The following is a 17178-nucleotide window of genomic DNA, read 5'->3' as shown; positions in this document are numbered from 1 at the left end:
TCGTCAGGCGGCGAATTCGGATCGGATCCGGTCCGTATCGGCGCCAAGCGCGGGGACGCTGGGAACCGTTGCGAATCCCTTCGGCCGTCCTGCCGGCATCGGCACGGAGATGCGCCTGCCGCCCGGCAGCGCCACCTCTGTCCGGCGCAACGCCTTGTGCTGCGGCAGGTCGCGCATTGCGCTCACCCGGCCCCAGGCGATCTGCGCACCATTGAGACGGCGGATGGCCTCGTCGCAGTCGATCGCCGCGAAGATCGGTTCGATCTCGGCGTCGAGCGCCGTGCGGTTGGCCACCCGCCAAGCATTGGTGGCGAAGCGTTCGTCGGCGAACAAATCCTGCCTTTGCAGCACGACGGTGCAGAAGCGCTTCCATTCGTTGTTCTGCTGGATGGACACGACCACGCTGCCATCCCGACAGGCATAAGGTCGATATGGGTAGATCGAAGCGTGTGCCAGGCCATATCTCTGCGTCTCGCGGCCCGCATATTCGTAGTGCAGGAGGGGCACGGTCATCCAGTCGGCCATGGCGTCGAACATGGCAATTTCGACAATGCGACCGCGCCCGGTCTTCTCGCGCGCCAACAAGGCTTCGAGGATCCCTGCATGGGCATTCATTCCGGTGGCGATGTCGGCGGCGGAAACCCCGATTTTGCTCGGCGTGTCCGGCGTGCCAGTGACGGCGCAGATGCCGCTTTCCGCCTGCACCAGCATGTCGTAGGCGCGCATAGCTGCGTAAGGCGTGTCCTGTCCGTAGCCGACGATGTTGATGGCAATCAGCCGAGGGAATTTTTCCGCGATTGCATCGGCGGAGAGGCCGAGCCTGTCGATGGCGCCCGGCGCGAGATTCTGCACGAGAACATCCGCGCGCGCCACCATTCGGTGCAGGAGAGCGAGGTCGTGCTCGGCTTTCAGGTCGAGAACCGCGCTTTCCTTGCCGCGGTTGAGCCAGACGAAGTAAGCTGACATGCCTTCAACCGTGGAATCGTAATGACGCGCGGTTTCGCCTTCCGGGCGCTCGATCTTCACGACGCGCGCCCCGGCATCGGCGAGACGGACCGTGCAAAGCGGAGCGGCGACTGCCTGCTCGATCGAAACGACGAACAGACCCTCCAGCGGGCGGGCGCCGTCAGACATTGCGCTGTACCCCCGAGCGCGCCAGCACGCCTGGCTTTAGCCGCTCGTTCTTGCCGTAGTCCTCGGCGGCGTGGAAGAAAAGCCGCAGCGTGCCGTCGATGTCCTCGAGCCGCTTGCTATAGGCTTCCAGATAGGCCTTGCGGCCATCGTCGCCGACACGGCCCGGCATATAGGCGACGAAGGGCGGCAACACGTCGAAGCCTGAGTAGCGAAGCAGGCCATTGTGGATCGGCCACAGCACCGTGAGGATGTCGCCATCGATGCCATCGGGCGCATAGGTGTCGGCCGATGTGCCCGTGGTTGCGGCCACCATGGCAAGCTTTCCCTTGAACATGCCGGTGTCGTATTTGCGCCCCGGCAGATAGGCAAAACCGCGCGCGAACACGCGGTCGGCCCAGCCCTTGAGCATTGCGGGCATTCCGAACCACCAAACCGGGAACTGGAACAGCACGAAGTCCGCCCGTTTCAGCTTTTCGATCTCGGCCATGATGTCGGCCGAGAGCGCGTCGGCCTCGTACGCCGCGGTCTGCTCGCGCGGCAGGCTGAAAAAGTCCGGATCGCTGCGCTCGCCCGATATGTCGCCCGGCCCTGCGACAGGATTGAAACCCATCGCATAGAGGTCGCTGACGACCACATGGTGGCCCGCGCGGGTCAAAGTTTCCACGGCCATATCCTTCATGGCGCCGTTGAAGGATTTTGCTTCTGGGTGGGCGTAGACGATGAGGACGTTCACGGCGGCAACTCCTAGTAGGAACGCGGCAGTCCAAGCACGTGCTCGGAAAGGTATGACAGGATGAGGTTGGTCGAGATCGGCGCGACCTGATAGAGACGCGTCTCGCGGAATTTGCGCTCGACATCGTACTCTTCCGCGAAACCGAACCCGCCATGCGTCTGGATGCAGACATTGGCGGCTTCGTTAGAGGCGTCGGCCGCCAGCATCTTGGCCATGTTCGCTTCGGCACCGGGGTTCTTGCCGGCCTCGTAAAGGTTCAGCGCCTCGCGCACCATCAATTCGGCCGCGCGCATGTTAGCGTAGGCCCTTGCGATCGGGAACTGGACGCCCTGGTTCTGGCCGATCGCTCGGCCAAACACATGCCTTTCCTTCGCGTAGACGCTCGACTTTTCGATGAACCATTTCGCGTCGCCGACGCATTCGGCTGCAATCAGGATGCGCTCGGCGTTCATGCCCGAGAGGATGTAGCGGAATCCCTTTCCCTCTTCGCCGATCAGGTTTTCGGCCGGCACGCGCAGATCGTCGAAGAAGACTTCGGTGGTGGCATGGTTCATCATGGTGCGGATCGGCCGGATGGTGAGGCCGTTGCCAACGGCTTCGCGCATGTCGACGATGAGGACGGAGAGGCCGTCGGTCTTCTTCATGCCATCCTTGAGCGGTGTGGTCCGCGCCAGAAGCAGCATCAAATCCGAATGCTCGGCGCGGCTGGTCCAGATCTTCTGGCCCTTGACCACGAAATGATCGCCGTCGAGGCGAGCAGTGGTCTTGAGAGCGCCGGTGTCGGTGCCGCTGGTCGGTTCGGTGACGCCGAAGGCTTGCAGACGCAATTCTCCCGCGGCGACCTTCGGCAGGTATCGTTGCTTTTGGGCTTCCGAGCCGTGGCGAACAAGCGTGCCCATCGTGTACATCTGGGCATGGCAGGCGCCGCCATTGCAGCCGGCGCGCTGGATTTCCTCCAGCACGGCGGCGGCGGCCGAAAGCGGCAGGCCCGAGCCGCCATACGCCTCCGGGATCAGAATCGAGAGCCAACCAGCCTCCGTCAATGCTTCGACGAATTCGCGGGGATAGGCCATGTCCCTGTCGAGTGCGCGCCAGTATTCTCCGGGGAAGCGCGCGCACAACCTGGCGACGGCATCGCGAATGTCCTGATAATGTTCCATAAGGTTTGTCCGGCCTTCGTCTAACTGCGGGCCTCACTATCGCGCCTCCATGTCCTATCAGCAATGCAAGGCAGGCGTGACCAGATATAACGAAATTCAAATGCTTACGATGAAGGGCCAAGAAGCTGGCCAACCCAGACGGCGCGCCCGACAAGGTCCTTGGCGATGTCCTCTATCGCTTGTCCGGCAAACCGCGCCAACCGCGAGGCAGGACGGTCTGCCGGGTAGGCAAGGATGAGGCGACGGACGGGCACGGGATCGATAAGCGGCGCAGCCGTGAGCTGCCCCGCAACCACGTCGGCATGGATAGGGGCGAGCGGCAGGATCGTCCAGCCATGGCCGTTGCGCACCAGGTCCTTCAGCGCCGAGTACGAATCCGCTTCGATGCCGACGTCCAGCGTGATGCCGGCATCAGTGGCGCAGCGTTCGACGATGATGCGCAGCCCATGCTTGATGCTGGGCAGCAGCAGGCGCTTGCCGGCGAGCGAGGTGAACGACACGGCGCGCACGGTTGAAAATCCCGCGTCTGGCGGTCCAATCAAGAAGAGGTTCTCCAGAAGCAGCGGGCGCGAGCGCAACGAGCGAGCCATGCGAGGATCGTAGAGCACCGCGACGTCCACCTCGCCACGGTGCATCCAGTCCAGCAAATAGCCGGTGTAGGCGCTCACAAGTCTGAGTTTCGCATTGGGGTGGGCCTTGCCGAATGCGGCAGCCAGCGGCAGCGAAACAATGTCCGCCACGGTGGGTGGCAGGCCGATGGCCACTTCGCCGGTTAGCGGCGCGTCGGCGGGAGTGGCTGTGGCCCGGATCTCGTCGATCTCGGCCATGACGCGCATGGCGTGTGTCAGCACCTCCTTGCCCTGCTCGGATAGCACCATGCCGCGGCCGTGGCGCAGGAAAAGGGCAAAGCCCAATTCCTCCTCCAGCATGCGCACCTGCCGGCTGAGCGCTGGCTGCGCAATGTGTAGCCGGTCGGCAGCCTTGCTGAGGCTGCCGAGTTCGGCGACGTGGATCAGAGTCCGTAGCTGCGATAATTCCATGAGCTATCGAATATCATTATATCTGATCACAATAAAGGGACGAAGATTAGATCGGATAGCTGAGGTAATCTAATGCCAACTCAATTCTCGGAGGTCCAAGGTGACGGCGAGCGTACAAGCGAAACACCCCGAAACAGCTGCGGCTGCATCTGCCCCGGCGGCATCTGAAAGGCAGTGGCCAGACCAGGTCTATGATGTGCTCAAGGCTGCCGGCATCAGCCATATGTCCTATGTGCCCGATGCTGGCCATACCACATTGATCCGCCTCTTCGGTGCGGACCCTGAGGTCGTCACCAATGTCTTGACGACCGAAGAGGAGGGCATCGCCATTGCTGCAGGCGCTTGGCTCGGTGGCAAGCGGAGCGTCGTGCTCATGCAATCTTCCGGCGTTGGCAACTGTATCAATATGCTTTCGCTTCCCGTGCATGCGCGCTTTCCCCTGCTCGTTCTGGTGACGATGCGAGGCGAGTGGGCAGAGTTCAACCCGTGGCAGGTGCCGATGGGGCAGGCGACGGAGGCCTCGCTGAAGGCAATCGGCCTCAGGGTGCTGCGCGCCGAGACTGGTGACGACCTGGTGGAAACGGTCGCGCAAGCGGCCGCTATGGCTTTCGACGCCGACCAGCAGATCGCAGTGCTGATCGGGCAACGGCTGCTCGGCAAGAAGAAGTGGTGAACGACATGACGTTACCGACAATGGACCGCAGAGTCGCGGTGAAGAAGCTCCTTGACGCCCGCGACGGCGCACTGGTCGTGACCGGTCTCGGCTCGCCGAGCTACGACGTGCATGCCGCTGGCGACCGCAACGACAACTACTATCTCTGGGGCGCCATGGGCGGCGCGGCGCTGATCGGCCTCGGGCTTGCCCAAGCCCAGCCGCAGAAGCGGGTCATGGTGATTACCGGTGACGGCGAACAGCTCATGGCGTTCGGCTCTCTGGCGACGATCTCGGTGGCCCGGCCGAAAAATCTCGACTTGATCGTGCTCGACAACCAGCATTTCGGCGAGACGGGCATGCAGTCGAGCCATACCGGTCGAGGAATTGGTTTCGACAAGGTCGCGGCCGCTTGCGGTTTCTCGGAATCAGCCGAGTTGCGTTTGCTTGAGGAGGTCGACACACTCTGTGAAAAGCTGCGTCGACCGGCCGACGGCCCACGCCTTTTCGTCCTGAAAATCACCGCCGAGAACCTGCCGCGCTCGCTGCCACCGCGCGACGCGGTCGAGGTCAAGAACCGCTTTCGCGCCCATCTGGGCTTTGCCACTTGTTGAGGACCGATATGGCGCTGGTCAGATTCCAGAACACGGTCGGCGGTCGGCTGCAATCGACAGCCGATACATTTGAGAGCCATGATCCGTTCACCGGCAGGCCCTGGGCGCTGATCCCGCGCGGGGGAGTAGCCCAGGTGGACGCTGCCGTGGCGTCCGCCAAGGCGGCATTCCGGTCGAAGGAATGGGCCGGTATCACCGCCACTGCGCGTGGCAAGCTGCTCGTGCGGATGGCCGACCTGATCGCCGACAACGCGGAGCGCATTGCCGCGATCGAGACGCGCGACAATGGCAAGCTGCTAACCGAAATGACGGCGCAGTTGCGCTACATCCCCGAATGGTTCCGCTATTTCGGCGGTCTTGCGGACAAGATTGAAGGATCGGTGCTACCGATTGACAAGGCAGGCATGTTCGCCTTCACCCGCCACGAGCCGCTTGGTGTCATTGCAGCCATCGTGCCCTGGAATTCGCCGCTTTTGCTTCTGACCTGGAAGCTAGCGCCGCTGCTGGCGGCCGGCAACACGGTCGTCATCAAACCGTCGGAACACGCTTCGGCCTCGACGCTGGAGTTCGTGAAACTGTTTGCGCAGGCTGGGTTCCCGCCAGGCGTGGTCAACACAGTTACCGGCATGCCGCTCGATGTCGGCGTGCCGCTCGTTGCCCACCCCGACGTCGCCAAAATAGCCTTCACCGGCGGTGAGCCAGGCGGCATCGCAGTCTATCGAGCGGCTGCCGAACAGCTCAAGACCGTCACGCTGGAGCTTGGCGGCAAATCGGCCAACATCGTCTTTGACGACGCCGATATCGAGAGCGCGGTCAACGGCGCGATCTCAGGCATTTTCGCGGCCAGCGGCCAGACCTGCATCGCGGGTTCGCGCCTGCTGGTGCATCGCAAGATACACGACCGGTTCGTAGAAGGCGTCATAACGCTGGCGGCGAGTGCTCGATTGGGCAATCCGGCGCTGGCCGAGACGCAGGTGGGGCCGATCACCACGCAAGCCCAGCGCGAGAAGGTGCTTTCCTATCTCGGCATAGCACGCCGAGAGGGCGCGCTATGCGTGCTCGGTGGCGGCAAGCCGGCGTCCAGTGAACTGGCCGAGGGCTGGTTCGTTGAGCCGACCATCTTCACCGGCGTCAACAACACCATGCGGATCGCGCGTGAGGAGGTGTTCGGGCCGATCCTGTCCGTCATCCCCTTTGACGACGAGGACGAGGCCTTTGCCATTGCCAATGACAGCCCTTATGGGCTGGCGGCCGGGATATGGACCAGCGACATGGGTCGGGCGCTGCGCGGCGCGGCCGCAATGGAAGCGGGGATGGTCTGGATTAATTCATACCGTGCCGTCTCCTACATGGCGCCCTTCGGCGGCTACAAGAGGAGCGGTATCGGGCGTGAAAGTGGGCAGGAGGCCATCAATTGCTATCTGCAGACCAAGACGGTGTGGATAGACACCGGTGGCAAGACTGCTAATCCCTTCGTCATCCGCTAGGCTAGGCTTCGTTGGGAGAATTATCCCTTTTCGTAGCCAAGCTCGGCCCATTGCTCCCCAAGACGGTGGTCGACTTACAAATGATCGAAGGATTGGACATGAGACAGGCAGGAAAGGTGGCAGTTGTCACAGGCGCGGCGCGCGGCATCGGACGCGCTTGCGCGGAACGGTTTTTGGCCGAAGGCGCGAAGCTGGTACTCGGCGACATCGATGGGACGGAACTGAGAAAATGTGCCGCGGAAATCGGCACCTCCGACAGCGTCCTGGCGGTCGTCACGGATGTCAGCAAGAAGGAGCAGGTCGATGGGCTGGTTGCGGCGGCGTTGGCTAAGTTCGGCCGTGTCGACATCATGGTCAACAATGCCGGCATCGCTCCGGTCCAGGACTTTCTCGACATCACAGAGGCGGACTACGACAGGGTTCTCGCCGTCAATCTGAAGGGCGCGTTCATGGGCACCCAGGCCGCAGCCCGCCAGATGATCGCGCAGGGTGGAGGCGGTGTCATCATCAACATGTCGTCGATCAATTCTGGCCTCGCCAATCCACGCGTCGCCACCTACGCGATCTCCAAGGGCGGCATGAACCAGGTCACCAGTACCGCGGCTGTTGCCTTCGCTCCCCACGGCATCCGCGTGGTCGGTGTCGGCCCGGGCACCATCGCCACGGACATGGTCATGGACGGGACATTCATCGATTCGGAAGAAATGCGACGGGCGGTTCTTTCGCGCACACCGCTCGGTCGCCTCGGCACGGCAGCCGAGATCGCCTCGGTCGTGGCGTTCCTGGCTAGCGACGACGCTTCCTACATCACCGGCGAGACGATCTACCCCGACGGGGGGCGCCGCGTTCTCAACTATACGGTCCCTATCAAGGAGTGAGAGAATATGGGTAACTTCGACAAGCTGCATCATCTCTGCATCGTCGTGCACGATATCGACAAGGCCCAGGCCTATTACGACTCCATCGGCATTGGGCCATGGGAATCCTATCCGCCGCTGGCGGAGTACGAAGAGCTCGAGGTCCCAAGTCCGAAGGGTTTCCATGCCATGCAATACCGGATCTGCAACCTGCCGAACATTCAGCTGCAACTCTGCCAGCCGAGCCATGATCCCTCACTGCAGCGCATCCATCTCGACACCAAGGGGGAAGGCGTCTTCCATATCGGCTTTGAGGTCCGCGATGCGGATGCAGCCGAAGCCAAGGCGAAAACCGACGGGCTTTCCGTGCTGATGCGCGGGCGCCGGGAAAACCGCACCGGCTTCACCTACTACGACACAGCCGAAAAGGCGGGCGTGATCCTGCTGACGCGGGCGACCAACCTGCCCGGCAAATGATCGACCCATGCGAAGGATTGGGAAGGCAGATGAGGATCGAGCACGGGACGACTGGCCCGTTACGTCCCCCGCAATTCCTCGAGTCTGTCGACTAGGAATTTGCCGCTGGTGATGATGTGCATTTCAAGCATGCCGACGGCGCGCAGCGTATCCTTGGCTTCGCACAAATCGATGAGATGCCAGTGGTCGCGGTCGGACTGGGCCTGTATCTCCGTGAGGGTCACCATCATGCGCGTGTATCGTTCCAGTTGCTGATAAATGCGCCCCACCAACTCGATTGTCGCCTTGCGGCCTGACGGCGCGTACAGTGCGGCATGGAAGTTCCAGTTCAGCTGGTTCGAGTATTCACCAGTCTTGCCCTGTTCTTGGTGCTGCTCCGCTCGTTCGCGGGCCAGCGCGAGATCGGCGTCGGTCATCCTTGGAATGGCAAGGGCAAGCAGCCAGGTTTCGATCCGGGCCCGCAATTCGTATAGCTCGAGGATTTCGTCCAGGGAAATCGAGGTAACGACGGCGCCCTTGTGGGAAACCAGGGTGACGAACCCTTCCGAGTGAAGCTGATGCAGCGCCTCTCGTACCGGAATTCGGCTAACGCCGAACTCGGTGGCCAGATGCTCCTGCCGCAGCTGGAAGTTGGCCTCGTATTCGCCTACCAGGATCTTCTGTCTGATGGCATCGGCGACCTGGGTCGAGATAGTTTTCTTCTGTACGAGCATGGATCAGCCTGGGGCGGCCGCCTTGTTTGTCGACTGGCGCCGTTTTGATTGAAGAAGTGGACGCATAGCACCCTTGTCACTGCGATGCCATGTCGCCCGTTTCGCTTCAGTAGACATGTTCCTCGATGTGCTGATTGGCAGCGATCCGTTCGTAGCGGAACGCCGACAAGTCGATAGAGCGATACTCGCCATACGCAATGAGGTCGCTAACGCCTGACCCGGTCGCCGCCGCATGCATCATGCCGTGGCCGCTGAAACCTGTGGCCAGCACGAAGTTCGAAACCTCGGGATGTCGACCGATGATGCCGCTATGGTCAAACGTATTGTACTCGTAGAGTCCCGCCCAGGCGCGCAGCATCCGCAACTGTTCGAATCCGGGCACACGATGGGCCAGCGCTGGCCAGATCAAATCGTCGAACAGCTCGTAGTCCACATCCAGGCTGAAATCGTCCGGCTCGTTTTCGCGGACAGGCGGAACACCGCACAGGAAGAGCTGACCTTCCGGCCGCAGCCACAGGCCGCTTGTGTCAAAGATAAAGGGGCAGTTCTCGATCCTTGCCGGCGTTTCGAAGACGAAGACACATCGCTTGCTTGGGACGACCGGCAGGTCGGCGCCAACCATCTTGGCAATGCCTGCACTCCATGGACCGGCCGCGTTGATCACCGTTCCGGCGGCAAGCCGTTCGCCATTGTCCAGTACCACTTCCCCAACCTTGCCTGGAGACGCCATGGTCAGTCCGGTCACGGTCGCGGCAACATAGTCCACGCCCTGCGTGCGTGCCTTGCGGCGGAATGCCTGCATCAGGCCGGGGCCGTCGAACCAGCCTTCGCTGCCAAGCCCAAGCGAGCCAAGGGCGAGATCGTCCGTGTTGAGCCACGGGAAGCGTCGCGCAAGATCGACCTGCTCGATCAGTTCGACCTCGACGCCCATCCTGCGCTGAACGCGGTTCTTGGCACGTTGCGCTTCGGCCCGCTCGGGCGTCGCTAGCACCAGATAGCCGGGCTCATGCAGGCCGATGTCTGCCAACTCGTCGCCAATGGCAAGCCGCGTCTTTACCTGACGCAGGAAGTCGATGCTGAACTTCGACATGGTGATGTTCGGCGCCGTGCCAAACTGTTGTCGTATGGCGCTGGTCGACAACGAGGACGAGGAGGCGGTGTAATAGGGATCCCTCTCGATCACCGCTACCTTGCCGCCGAAATCCGGATTGGCCGACAGGAAGTAGGCGATCGAACTGCCAACAACGCCTCCGCCGACAATCACCACGTCATAGTTTGTGCCCATCCTGACCGAGTTTCCTATCTTGAATATCGTAAACGGTGTCGAAGATTGGATACATTTTGATTTCGGCACCGCCTCTTCATATGACATAACCCGGTCTTTGGCACAAAAAAAGGGGTTTGACGTAAAAATTAGAATACATTATCCAATCATTCGAAAATCGTCTGCCCCTGATCAAGTTGGGCAGCCATGCGAGGAACTTTCCGTGAGCCTCATTGCTCCCCGTCTCGACGTCATCAAGCCCAGCCCCAGCATGGCTGTCACTGCTAGGGCAATTGAAATGCGCCTGGCTGGCATCGACGTTGTCAGCCTGAGTGCGGGCGAGCCGGATTTTCCCACACCTCCACACATCATCGAGGCGGCCTATGAGGCCATGCGGAGGGGGGAGACACGATATACGCCGGTGGACGGCACGGCCGCCCTCAAAAAGGCGGTGGCCGAGAAATTCCGACGCGAGAACGGCCTCGACTATATGCCTTCTCAAATCAGTGTCGCGGGCGGCGCAAAGCAGATCATCTACAACGCCTTGCTGGCAACGCTGGCTCCCGGTGACGAGGTGGTTGTTCCGGCGCCCTATTGGGTTTCTTACACCGACATCGTCCTGCTCGGGGAAGGTAAGCCCGTGATCGTACCCTGTACGGAGGCCGAAGGCTTCAAGCTGAAGCCACAGGCCCTGCGGGATGCCATCACCGAGCGCACGAAATGGCTTCTGCTCAACACGCCTTCCAACCCTACAGGCGCCGTCTACAGCCGTGACGAACTTGCCGGACTGGCCGGGGTATTGCTCGATCACCCGCATGTCCACGTGCTGACCGACGACATCTACGAGCATATTTTGTTCGACGGACGCATCTTTCATACCATAGCCGCCGTCGAGCCGCGGCTTCAGGACCGGACGCTGACAGTGAACGGCGTGTCGAAGGCCTATGCCATGACTGGCTGGCGGATCGGCTATGCCGGCGGGCCGGAATCGCTGATCCGCGCCATGGCGACCGTGCAGAGCCAAAGCACGTCGAACCCGTCATCCATTTCGCAGGCCGGGGCCATAGCGGCACTTGAAGGCCCCCAGGATTTCCTTCGCCCGCGAGCGCTGGAATTCCAGGCGCGGCGCGACCGCGCGCTGGAGTTGCTGCGCGAGATTCCCGGCCTCACCTGCCAGACGCCCGAGGGCGCTTTCTATCTATACCCAAATTGCTCAGCCTTGATCGGTCGGTATTGCCCGGACGGGACTTCGATCGACAGTGACAATGATCTCTCGCTTTATCTGCTCGATCAGGCTCGGGTTGCGGTGGTACAGGGTTCGGCCTACGGTCTATCGCCGCATTTCCGAATTTCGATAGCCACCTCGATGGATCTGATCGAAAAAGCGATCGGGCGCATCGCCAACGCCGTCGAAGCCTTGAGGTAGTGTCAGCGATGGATCTGGACTTCGTCCACAAGCTGATCGAGATGGTGTCGCGCTCACCTATTGGTGAGCTGGAAATCGAGCGCGACGGAGTCCGCATCCGCATTTCCAAGGAAGGGAGGATTTCGCAACCCGCGACACTGGCTGGACCGTCCTCGCAGTCTGGGCAAGCTGTCCACTTGGCCGTTTCCGCGAAAGCCGCCCCGGCAGTTTCTGCGACCGCGCGGCATTCGATACGCGCGTCTTTGACTGGCGTGTTCTATCGTTCCACCGCCGAGGGCGAACCGCCGCTCGTTTCGATTGGCGATGTGATTGAAGAAGGGCAAAAGATCGCCGTCCTCGAAGCCATGAAGACTTTTAATGTCGTGGAATCCGATCGCGCCGGACGTATCATCCAGATTGCTTTCGAGGACCACGCCGCGGTTCAGTCCGGCGATGTGTTGTTTGTTCTGGAAGAGGTGGGGTAGGGGGTGATGTTCGATACCGTCCTTATCGCCAATCGTGGTGAAATAGCCCTTCGTATCCTGCGCGCCTGCCGCGACATTGGACTGAAAACGGTGGCGATTTATTCGGAGGCCGATGCAAGCCTTCGCCATCTGGCGCTGGCGGACAGGGCCATCTGCGTCGGGCCGGCGACCTCGGCGCAAAGCTATCTCAACGTTTCGGAAATCATCACTGCCGCGAAACTCACGGGCGCAGGCGCGATCCATCCGGGCTACGGCTTCCTTTCGGAGAACGCGGCCTTCGCCGAGGTCGTAGAGAAGGCCGGCCTTGTGTTCATCGGTCCGTCCTCGGCTGCAATTCGCACAATGGGTGACAAGGTCTCCGCCAAGCAAACGATGATCGCCGCCGGCGTTCCCTGCGTTCCCGGCTCGGAGGGCGCATTGCCGCAGGACGAGGAGGTGGTTCGGGCCATCGCCGAGACCATAGGCTATCCGGTGATCGTCAAGGCGTCGGGCGGCGGGGGCGGGCGCGGCATGCGCATCGTGCGCGAAGCGCGAGCGCTGATGGAGGCAGTGTCGCTGGCGCGGGAGGAAGCAGGCCGGGCCTTCGGCAACCCGCAAGTCTATCTAGAGAAATTCCTCGAGCACCCGCGCCATATCGAGATCCAGATTCTGGCAGATAAGCATGGTAAAGCGGTCTGGCTCGGCGAACGCGATTGCTCCATGCAGCGCCGCCATCAGAAGATCATAGAGGAGGCACCAGCGCCCGGCATCGCACGCGAGGCGATCGCCGAGATCGGTGACCTGTGCGCCCGCGCATGCCTGACCATCGGCTATACCGGCGCGGGCACCTTCGAATTCCTCTACGAGGATGAGCGCTTCTTTTTCATCGAGATGAACACACGCGTGCAGGTGGAGCACCCTGTCACCGAACTCGTCACCGGCATCGATATCGTGCGCGAGCAGATCCGCATCGCCCGGGGCGAGCCCCTGTCATTTAGCCAAGAAGACATCCGAATCCAGGGCCACGCTGTTGAATGCCGCATTAACGCTGAAGATCCTTACAGCTTTCGGCCGCATCCAGGCAGGGTCGAGCGCTGGACGCCGCCCGGGGGCCCTGGAATCCGGGTCGAGTCACATCTCTACTCCGGCTACACGGTGCCGCCGCACTACGATTCGCTGGTGGCCAAGCTGTTGGCGCACGGCGCTACCCGTGCCGAGGCGATCCGGCGCATGAGCGGGGCGCTGGGCGAGATGGAGGCCGTCGGCATCGCCACCAACGCGCCGCTGCAAAGTATCTTGATGGAAGAACCCGGTTTCGCCGCCGGCGGCTTCGATATCCATCATCTCGAACATCTCATCGAAGGCGGTCTGCTCGAGGAACGAGGCGGCAATGACGGTTGAAGAGATCGAAACGCTAGCCGCCTGGTGCGCAAGCGCTGGTATCGGCGAGATCGAAGTGTCGGAGGCGGAGTTTTCGCTACGGCTGTGTGTGCAATCCGTTCTTGCCCAACCACCCGTGATCGCGGCCGAAGCGCCGCTGGCCGAAGCAGTGTTCAAGGGTGCGCGTGCGCCCGGCGTCGGCGTGTTCCGTCTCAACCATCCGACCACCGGCCACCCGGTTGCCGAACCTGGGAAGACGGTCAGCAAGGGCGAAATGGTCGGCGTCCTGCAGGTCGGCCCATGCCTGAAGGCAGTGCTCGCGCCGGCAGACGGCGTCCTGGGTGCGGCGCTGGCCGAGGACGGAGCAGTGGTCGGCTACGGCACGCCGCTCTACGAGTTGGCGTAAAGGCGACGGGAATGGTTCGAACCACTGCGGAGAGCGTCATGGCGGCCAAAGGATTGCAGGTCGATATTAATTCCGACATGGGTGAGGGTTTCGGCGCCTACAGGCTCGGTGACGATGCGGCGATCCTCGACATCGTCAGCTCTGCCAACGTGGCTTGCGGCTTTCATGCCGGCGATCCCGATATCATGGCGGCCACCTTCTCGATGGCACGCGAGAAGGGTGTCGCGGTTGGCGCGCATCCAAGCTTCGCCGATCTGTGGGGGTTCGGACGCCGCGTCATCCCGCATTCCATGGATGAGATCGAAAGGCTGGTTGCCTACCAGATCGGCGCGGCGCAGGCGCTCTCGGCCTATGCCGGCCACCCGATCCGCTACGTCAAGGCGCATGGCGCGCTGGGCAATCTTACCCAGACCGACCGTGGGGTTGCCGAAGCCGTGACGCGCGCGGTCAAGGCCGTCGATCCCCGTCTGATATGCTTGGCTATTGCGCTGGGCTTCCAGGACAGAATCGCGCGTGACGCGGGCCTGACGGTTAGGTCTGAGATCTTCGCGGACCGTGCCTATACGGAGGAAGGCCTTCTCGTCTCGCGCAAGCTGGAAGGAGCGGTCATTCACGACGCGGATAAGGCGGCGGAACGAGTCGTGCGGATGGTCAAGCAAGGCGCTATCGAGACGATTTCCGGGCAAGCGCTCAAGACTCCAATCGATTCGATCTGCGTTCACAGCGACACGCCGGCGGCAGTCACAATTGCCGCCCGCGTCCGGGCCCGCCTGGAAGAAAACGAGATCAGTATTCGAGCATTCGCAGAAGTAGCGTGATAAATGCTATCTGCCGAGGGCTCTCAGGTGACGAGGTCGGGCTTGGTCCATTTAGAACCCACTCGAGGAGCAGCCGATATGTCCAAGGGATATCTTATCGCGCAAGTCACTGTCACCAACGCGGAAGCGTATTCCAATTACGCCAAGGTTGCCGGCGATCTGCTAAAACAGTATGGCGCCCGCGTCGTCGTTAAACCAGACACCGCCTTGATCAAGGAAGGGATGCCCAAAGCCCGCACGGTGATTTTCGAGTTTGGGAGCTTCGAGAGGGCAAAGGAATTCTGGGACAGCCCAGAATATGCCGAAGCCAAGGCGCTGCGGGCGGGCGCCGCCGATGGCGACTTCATTCTCATCGAGGGTACCGACTGATTGCAAGCCATCGCCGTTTCGCTGTATCAACGCCGCCCGACGGACTCACTTCTAGTCCAGTGACGCGACACGCTGGCGCAGTTTTTAGAACCAGACATCGCTGAGGCGATGGCCGCGTGGATAAGGGTCTGTCGGGTCGAGGCCATATTGGCCGATACTGGTGATCCAGGCCTGTCCAGCGATGGTGACCACGACCGCGTCGCGGTCGCCGACGTGCGCATTGGCGATCACGCGGGAATCGAAATGGGTCCCGATGATCGACCTGTTGCGGAACAGCTCGCCTTTGGCGATCTGGCCCTTTGCCGACATCACTGCCAGTCGCCCGGTGGTGCCGGTGCCTGTCGGCGAGCGGTCGAGCCTGCCATGCAGGCACACCGTGCCGTTGATGCTTTCCACGCGCCCGTCGACGCGCTCGATCGGACCTTCGAAAATCACGTTGGACACGTCGCGGATCTTCGGGTTTTCCGGATGCACGACAACGAGCTGCTCGTTGACGGCTTTCTTGACGCGTTGGCCGATCAGCGACATCTGGTGTGCCTCGTCGGGTTTGACAGCGAACCCTAGTGCGCGCGCATTGACATGGGCGAAGGTCATGCCGCCATAGGAGGTGTCGACGGTGATCGTGCCAAGCCCCTCGACTTCGACTGGCGTGTCGAGGTGGACTGCGAAAGCCGGCACATTGGTGAACTCCACCTGCTTCACCTTGCCGTTCTCGCAGAGGCAGCGCACCTCGATCATGCCTGCGGGTGCCTCCATGCGCAGCCGCGTCTCGGGTTCCTTCATAGGCACCATGCCCGTTTCCAGCGCCACGGTGGCGACGCAGATGGTGTTGGAGCCCGACATGGGCGGATATTCAGTGCTTTCGAGGATCACATAGCCGAGGTCGGCGGAGCGATCGCAGGGTGGCAGGATGATGTTGGCGTTGACGTAGGGCGCGCCGCGCGGTTCGAAGAGAACGAGCCCGCGTATGTCATCCATATGCTCTTGCAGGTACTCCTTCTTTTCGAACATGGTCTTGCCGGGCACGTCGATGACGCCGCCGGTGATCACATTGCCGACTTCGCCCTCGGCATGGCAGCCAACGACCGTGAACGTTCTTGACCAGCGCATTTTTCTCCATTCCCCTTTATGACCATAGCTTCACTTCATACACCGCCGAGTCCTCTCACGAGAAAACGGTCGAGCTGTTCGATCTCCTGGACCGAGAGGCTGATGCCGCCACTCTCCGATGCTGCTCGGGCAATGAACCGCCGCTGTGAGGGCAGCCGTGCACCCTGGCCAAGGATCGCCTCGAACAGGGCTTCGGCACGGTCCAACGGATTGCCGGAGCGGCTCGAGGAAAAAGCATGTGGCGAGAAAGCGATGATCAGTTCTCCGTGGGACGGATAAAGCGTCGTGGTGCCGAGCAGATGGAGCGCCTCGGGGCTGGTCAGGTCGCCGATCATGATCCCGGCGAGCAACTCGATCATCGTCGCGATGGCGGAACCCTTGTGCCCGCCGAAGGGAAGCATAGCGCCAGACAGGGCAGCTTCGGGGTCGGTCGTTGGCCTGCCGTCCGAATCCATGGCCCAGCCTTCCGGCAGCGACTTGCCTGTCCGGCGATGGAGCTCGATCTCACCTCGCGCGGCAACCGAGGTCGCGAAGTCGAAAACATAAGGCGGCTGTTCTTCGCGCGGCCAGCCAAAGGCAAAAGGATTGGTGCCCAGCAACGGTCCGTTGCCGCCGGTCGGGGCGACCGTGGCGTAGCTCGGACACATGGCAAGGCCGGCAAGGCCTGCCTGCGACAAGGCTTCGACTTCCACCCAAAGGGCGGAAAAATGGACGGCATCGTTGATCGCAAGCGCGGCAATGCCGCACGAACGTGCCCGCTCGACCAGCACCGGCAGACCCAGTTCGAAGGCCGGGTTGGCGAAGCCGCCCTTCGCATCCACTTTGATGATGGCGGGAGCATCTTGCGGCAACAATTCGGGCTCCGCGTTCGGGTTTACCTTACCCGCCTTGATCGTCCGCAGGGCGCCTTCGACGCGGTAGACACCATGTGACTTGCAGGCATCGCGTTCCGCCGCAACGATGACCCTTGTGATGGCGCTGGCCTGGATGGGGTTCAGTCCGGCCTTGCGGAAAATTGCATCGACGCGCTCATGCAGGGCATCGATGGTGAGAACGGTGTTGCTCATTTCTGGCCTTCGGGTTTTGGCTGCGCGC

General features: G+C 61.8%; 19 protein-coding genes. 11 read left to right on the top strand and 8 right to left on the bottom strand.

Features of this window, described 5'->3' with window-relative positions:
* Positions 1-3 precede the first annotated feature (3 nt).
* The 4 genes from LB577_RS25365 to LB577_RS25350 all read right to left on the bottom strand — a co-directional run bounded on the left by LB577_RS25365 (position 4) and on the right by LB577_RS25350 (position 4067).
* Positions 4-1134, bottom strand: coding sequence for a CaiB/BaiF CoA transferase family protein (locus LB577_RS25365; protein ID WP_224689401.1), 1131 nt, complete (start codon positions 1132-1134; stop codon positions 4-6).
* A complete protein-coding gene (locus LB577_RS25360) occupies positions 1127-1867 on the bottom strand; it encodes an NAD(P)H-dependent oxidoreductase (RefSeq protein WP_224689400.1) in 741 nt (246 codons plus the stop codon). Before LB577_RS25360 ends, LB577_RS25365 begins: the two co-directional genes overlap by 8 nt.
* A gap of 11 nt (positions 1868-1878) precedes the next feature.
* Positions 1879-3027, bottom strand: coding sequence for an acyl-CoA dehydrogenase family protein (locus tag LB577_RS25355; RefSeq protein ID WP_224689399.1), 1149 nt, complete (start codon positions 3025-3027; stop codon positions 1879-1881).
* A gap of 104 nt (positions 3028-3131) precedes the next feature.
* Positions 3132-4067, bottom strand: a complete 936-nt coding sequence (locus LB577_RS25350; protein ID WP_224689398.1) for a LysR substrate-binding domain-containing protein — start codon at positions 4065-4067, stop codon at positions 3132-3134.
* 100 nt (positions 4068-4167) lie between these two features.
* Between LB577_RS25350 and LB577_RS25345 the strand changes: the two genes are divergently transcribed.
* The 5 genes from LB577_RS25345 (at position 4168) to LB577_RS25325 (ending at position 8154) form a co-directional block, all read left to right on the top strand.
* Positions 4168-4740 carry a thiamine pyrophosphate-binding protein gene (locus LB577_RS25345; RefSeq protein ID WP_224689397.1) on the top strand — a complete coding sequence of 191 codons (573 nt, stop codon included), beginning with the start codon at positions 4168-4170 and terminating at the stop codon, positions 4738-4740.
* A gap of 5 nt (positions 4741-4745) precedes the next feature.
* A complete protein-coding gene (locus LB577_RS25340) occupies positions 4746-5333 on the top strand; it encodes a thiamine pyrophosphate-dependent enzyme (RefSeq protein ID WP_224689411.1) in 588 nt (195 codons plus the stop codon).
* Positions 5334-5341: 8 nt separating this feature from the next.
* Entirely contained in the window at positions 5342-6820 is a 1479-nt protein-coding gene (locus LB577_RS25335) for an aldehyde dehydrogenase (RefSeq protein ID WP_224689396.1), read from the top strand.
* A gap of 98 nt (positions 6821-6918) precedes the next feature.
* A complete protein-coding gene (locus LB577_RS25330; protein ID WP_224689395.1) occupies positions 6919-7698 on the top strand; it encodes an SDR family NAD(P)-dependent oxidoreductase in 780 nt (259 codons plus the stop codon).
* 6 nt (positions 7699-7704) lie between these two features.
* Positions 7705-8154, top strand: coding sequence for a VOC family protein (locus LB577_RS25325; protein WP_224689394.1), 450 nt, complete (start codon positions 7705-7707; stop codon positions 8152-8154).
* 59 nt (positions 8155-8213) lie between these two features.
* Here the strand turns inward: LB577_RS25325 and LB577_RS25320 are convergent, their stop codons facing one another.
* Complete coding sequence (locus LB577_RS25320) at positions 8214-8867, bottom strand: GntR family transcriptional regulator (RefSeq protein WP_224689393.1); 654 nt, start codon at positions 8865-8867, stop codon at positions 8214-8216.
* A gap of 106 nt (positions 8868-8973) precedes the next feature.
* The gene (locus LB577_RS25315) at positions 8974-10239 is read right to left on the bottom strand and encodes an NAD(P)/FAD-dependent oxidoreductase (RefSeq protein ID WP_224689392.1); all 1266 of its coding nucleotides are present in this window, start codon (positions 10237-10239) and stop codon (positions 8974-8976) included.
* Between the two features lie 115 nt (positions 10240-10354).
* Here LB577_RS25315 and LB577_RS25310 point away from each other — a divergent pair, with 115 nt between their 5' ends.
* The 6 genes from LB577_RS25310 (at position 10355) to LB577_RS25285 (ending at position 14973) form a co-directional block, all read left to right on the top strand.
* Positions 10355-11557 (top strand): pyridoxal phosphate-dependent aminotransferase, encoded by a 1203-nt coding sequence (locus LB577_RS25310; RefSeq protein WP_224689391.1) that lies wholly within the window; start codon positions 10355-10357, stop codon positions 11555-11557.
* A gap of 8 nt (positions 11558-11565) precedes the next feature.
* Positions 11566-12021 carry an acetyl-CoA carboxylase biotin carboxyl carrier protein gene (locus LB577_RS25305; RefSeq protein WP_224689390.1) on the top strand — a complete coding sequence of 152 codons (456 nt, stop codon included), beginning with the start codon at positions 11566-11568 and terminating at the stop codon, positions 12019-12021.
* A 6-nt stretch (positions 12022-12027) separates the two neighbouring features.
* Positions 12028-13401: an acetyl-CoA carboxylase biotin carboxylase subunit gene (gene accC / locus LB577_RS25300; protein WP_224689410.1), complete on the top strand. Its 1374-nt coding sequence runs from the start codon at positions 12028-12030 to the stop codon at positions 13399-13401.
* Positions 13391-13786 carry a biotin attachment protein gene (locus LB577_RS25295; RefSeq protein ID WP_224689389.1) on the top strand — a complete coding sequence of 132 codons (396 nt, stop codon included), beginning with the start codon at positions 13391-13393 and terminating at the stop codon, positions 13784-13786. The genes accC and LB577_RS25295 overlap by 11 nt, the downstream gene beginning before the upstream one ends.
* A 38-nt stretch (positions 13787-13824) precedes the next feature.
* Complete coding sequence (locus LB577_RS25290; protein ID WP_224689388.1) at positions 13825-14604, top strand: LamB/YcsF family protein; 780 nt, start codon at positions 13825-13827, stop codon at positions 14602-14604.
* Positions 14605-14682: 78 nt separating this feature from the next.
* The gene (locus tag LB577_RS25285; protein WP_224689387.1) at positions 14683-14973 is read left to right on the top strand and encodes a DUF1330 domain-containing protein; all 291 of its coding nucleotides are present in this window, start codon (positions 14683-14685) and stop codon (positions 14971-14973) included.
* A gap of 84 nt (positions 14974-15057) precedes the next feature.
* Here the strand turns inward: LB577_RS25285 and LB577_RS25280 are convergent, their stop codons facing one another.
* Both LB577_RS25280 and LB577_RS25275 read right to left on the bottom strand, forming a co-directional pair.
* Positions 15058-16083, bottom strand: a complete 1026-nt coding sequence (locus LB577_RS25280) for a proline racemase family protein (protein WP_224689386.1) — start codon at positions 16081-16083, stop codon at positions 15058-15060.
* A gap of 35 nt (positions 16084-16118) precedes the next feature.
* Positions 16119-17150 (bottom strand): Ldh family oxidoreductase, encoded by a 1032-nt coding sequence (locus LB577_RS25275; protein WP_224689385.1) that lies wholly within the window; start codon positions 17148-17150, stop codon positions 16119-16121.
* Positions 17151-17178 lie beyond the last annotated feature (28 nt).

This window comes from Mesorhizobium sp. B283B1A (assembly GCF_020165735.1).
In the GTDB taxonomy this organism is placed as follows: Bacteria; Pseudomonadota; Alphaproteobacteria; order Rhizobiales; family Rhizobiaceae; genus Mesorhizobium; species Mesorhizobium opportunistum.
This window is presented reverse-complemented; position numbering and strand designations above follow the sequence as displayed.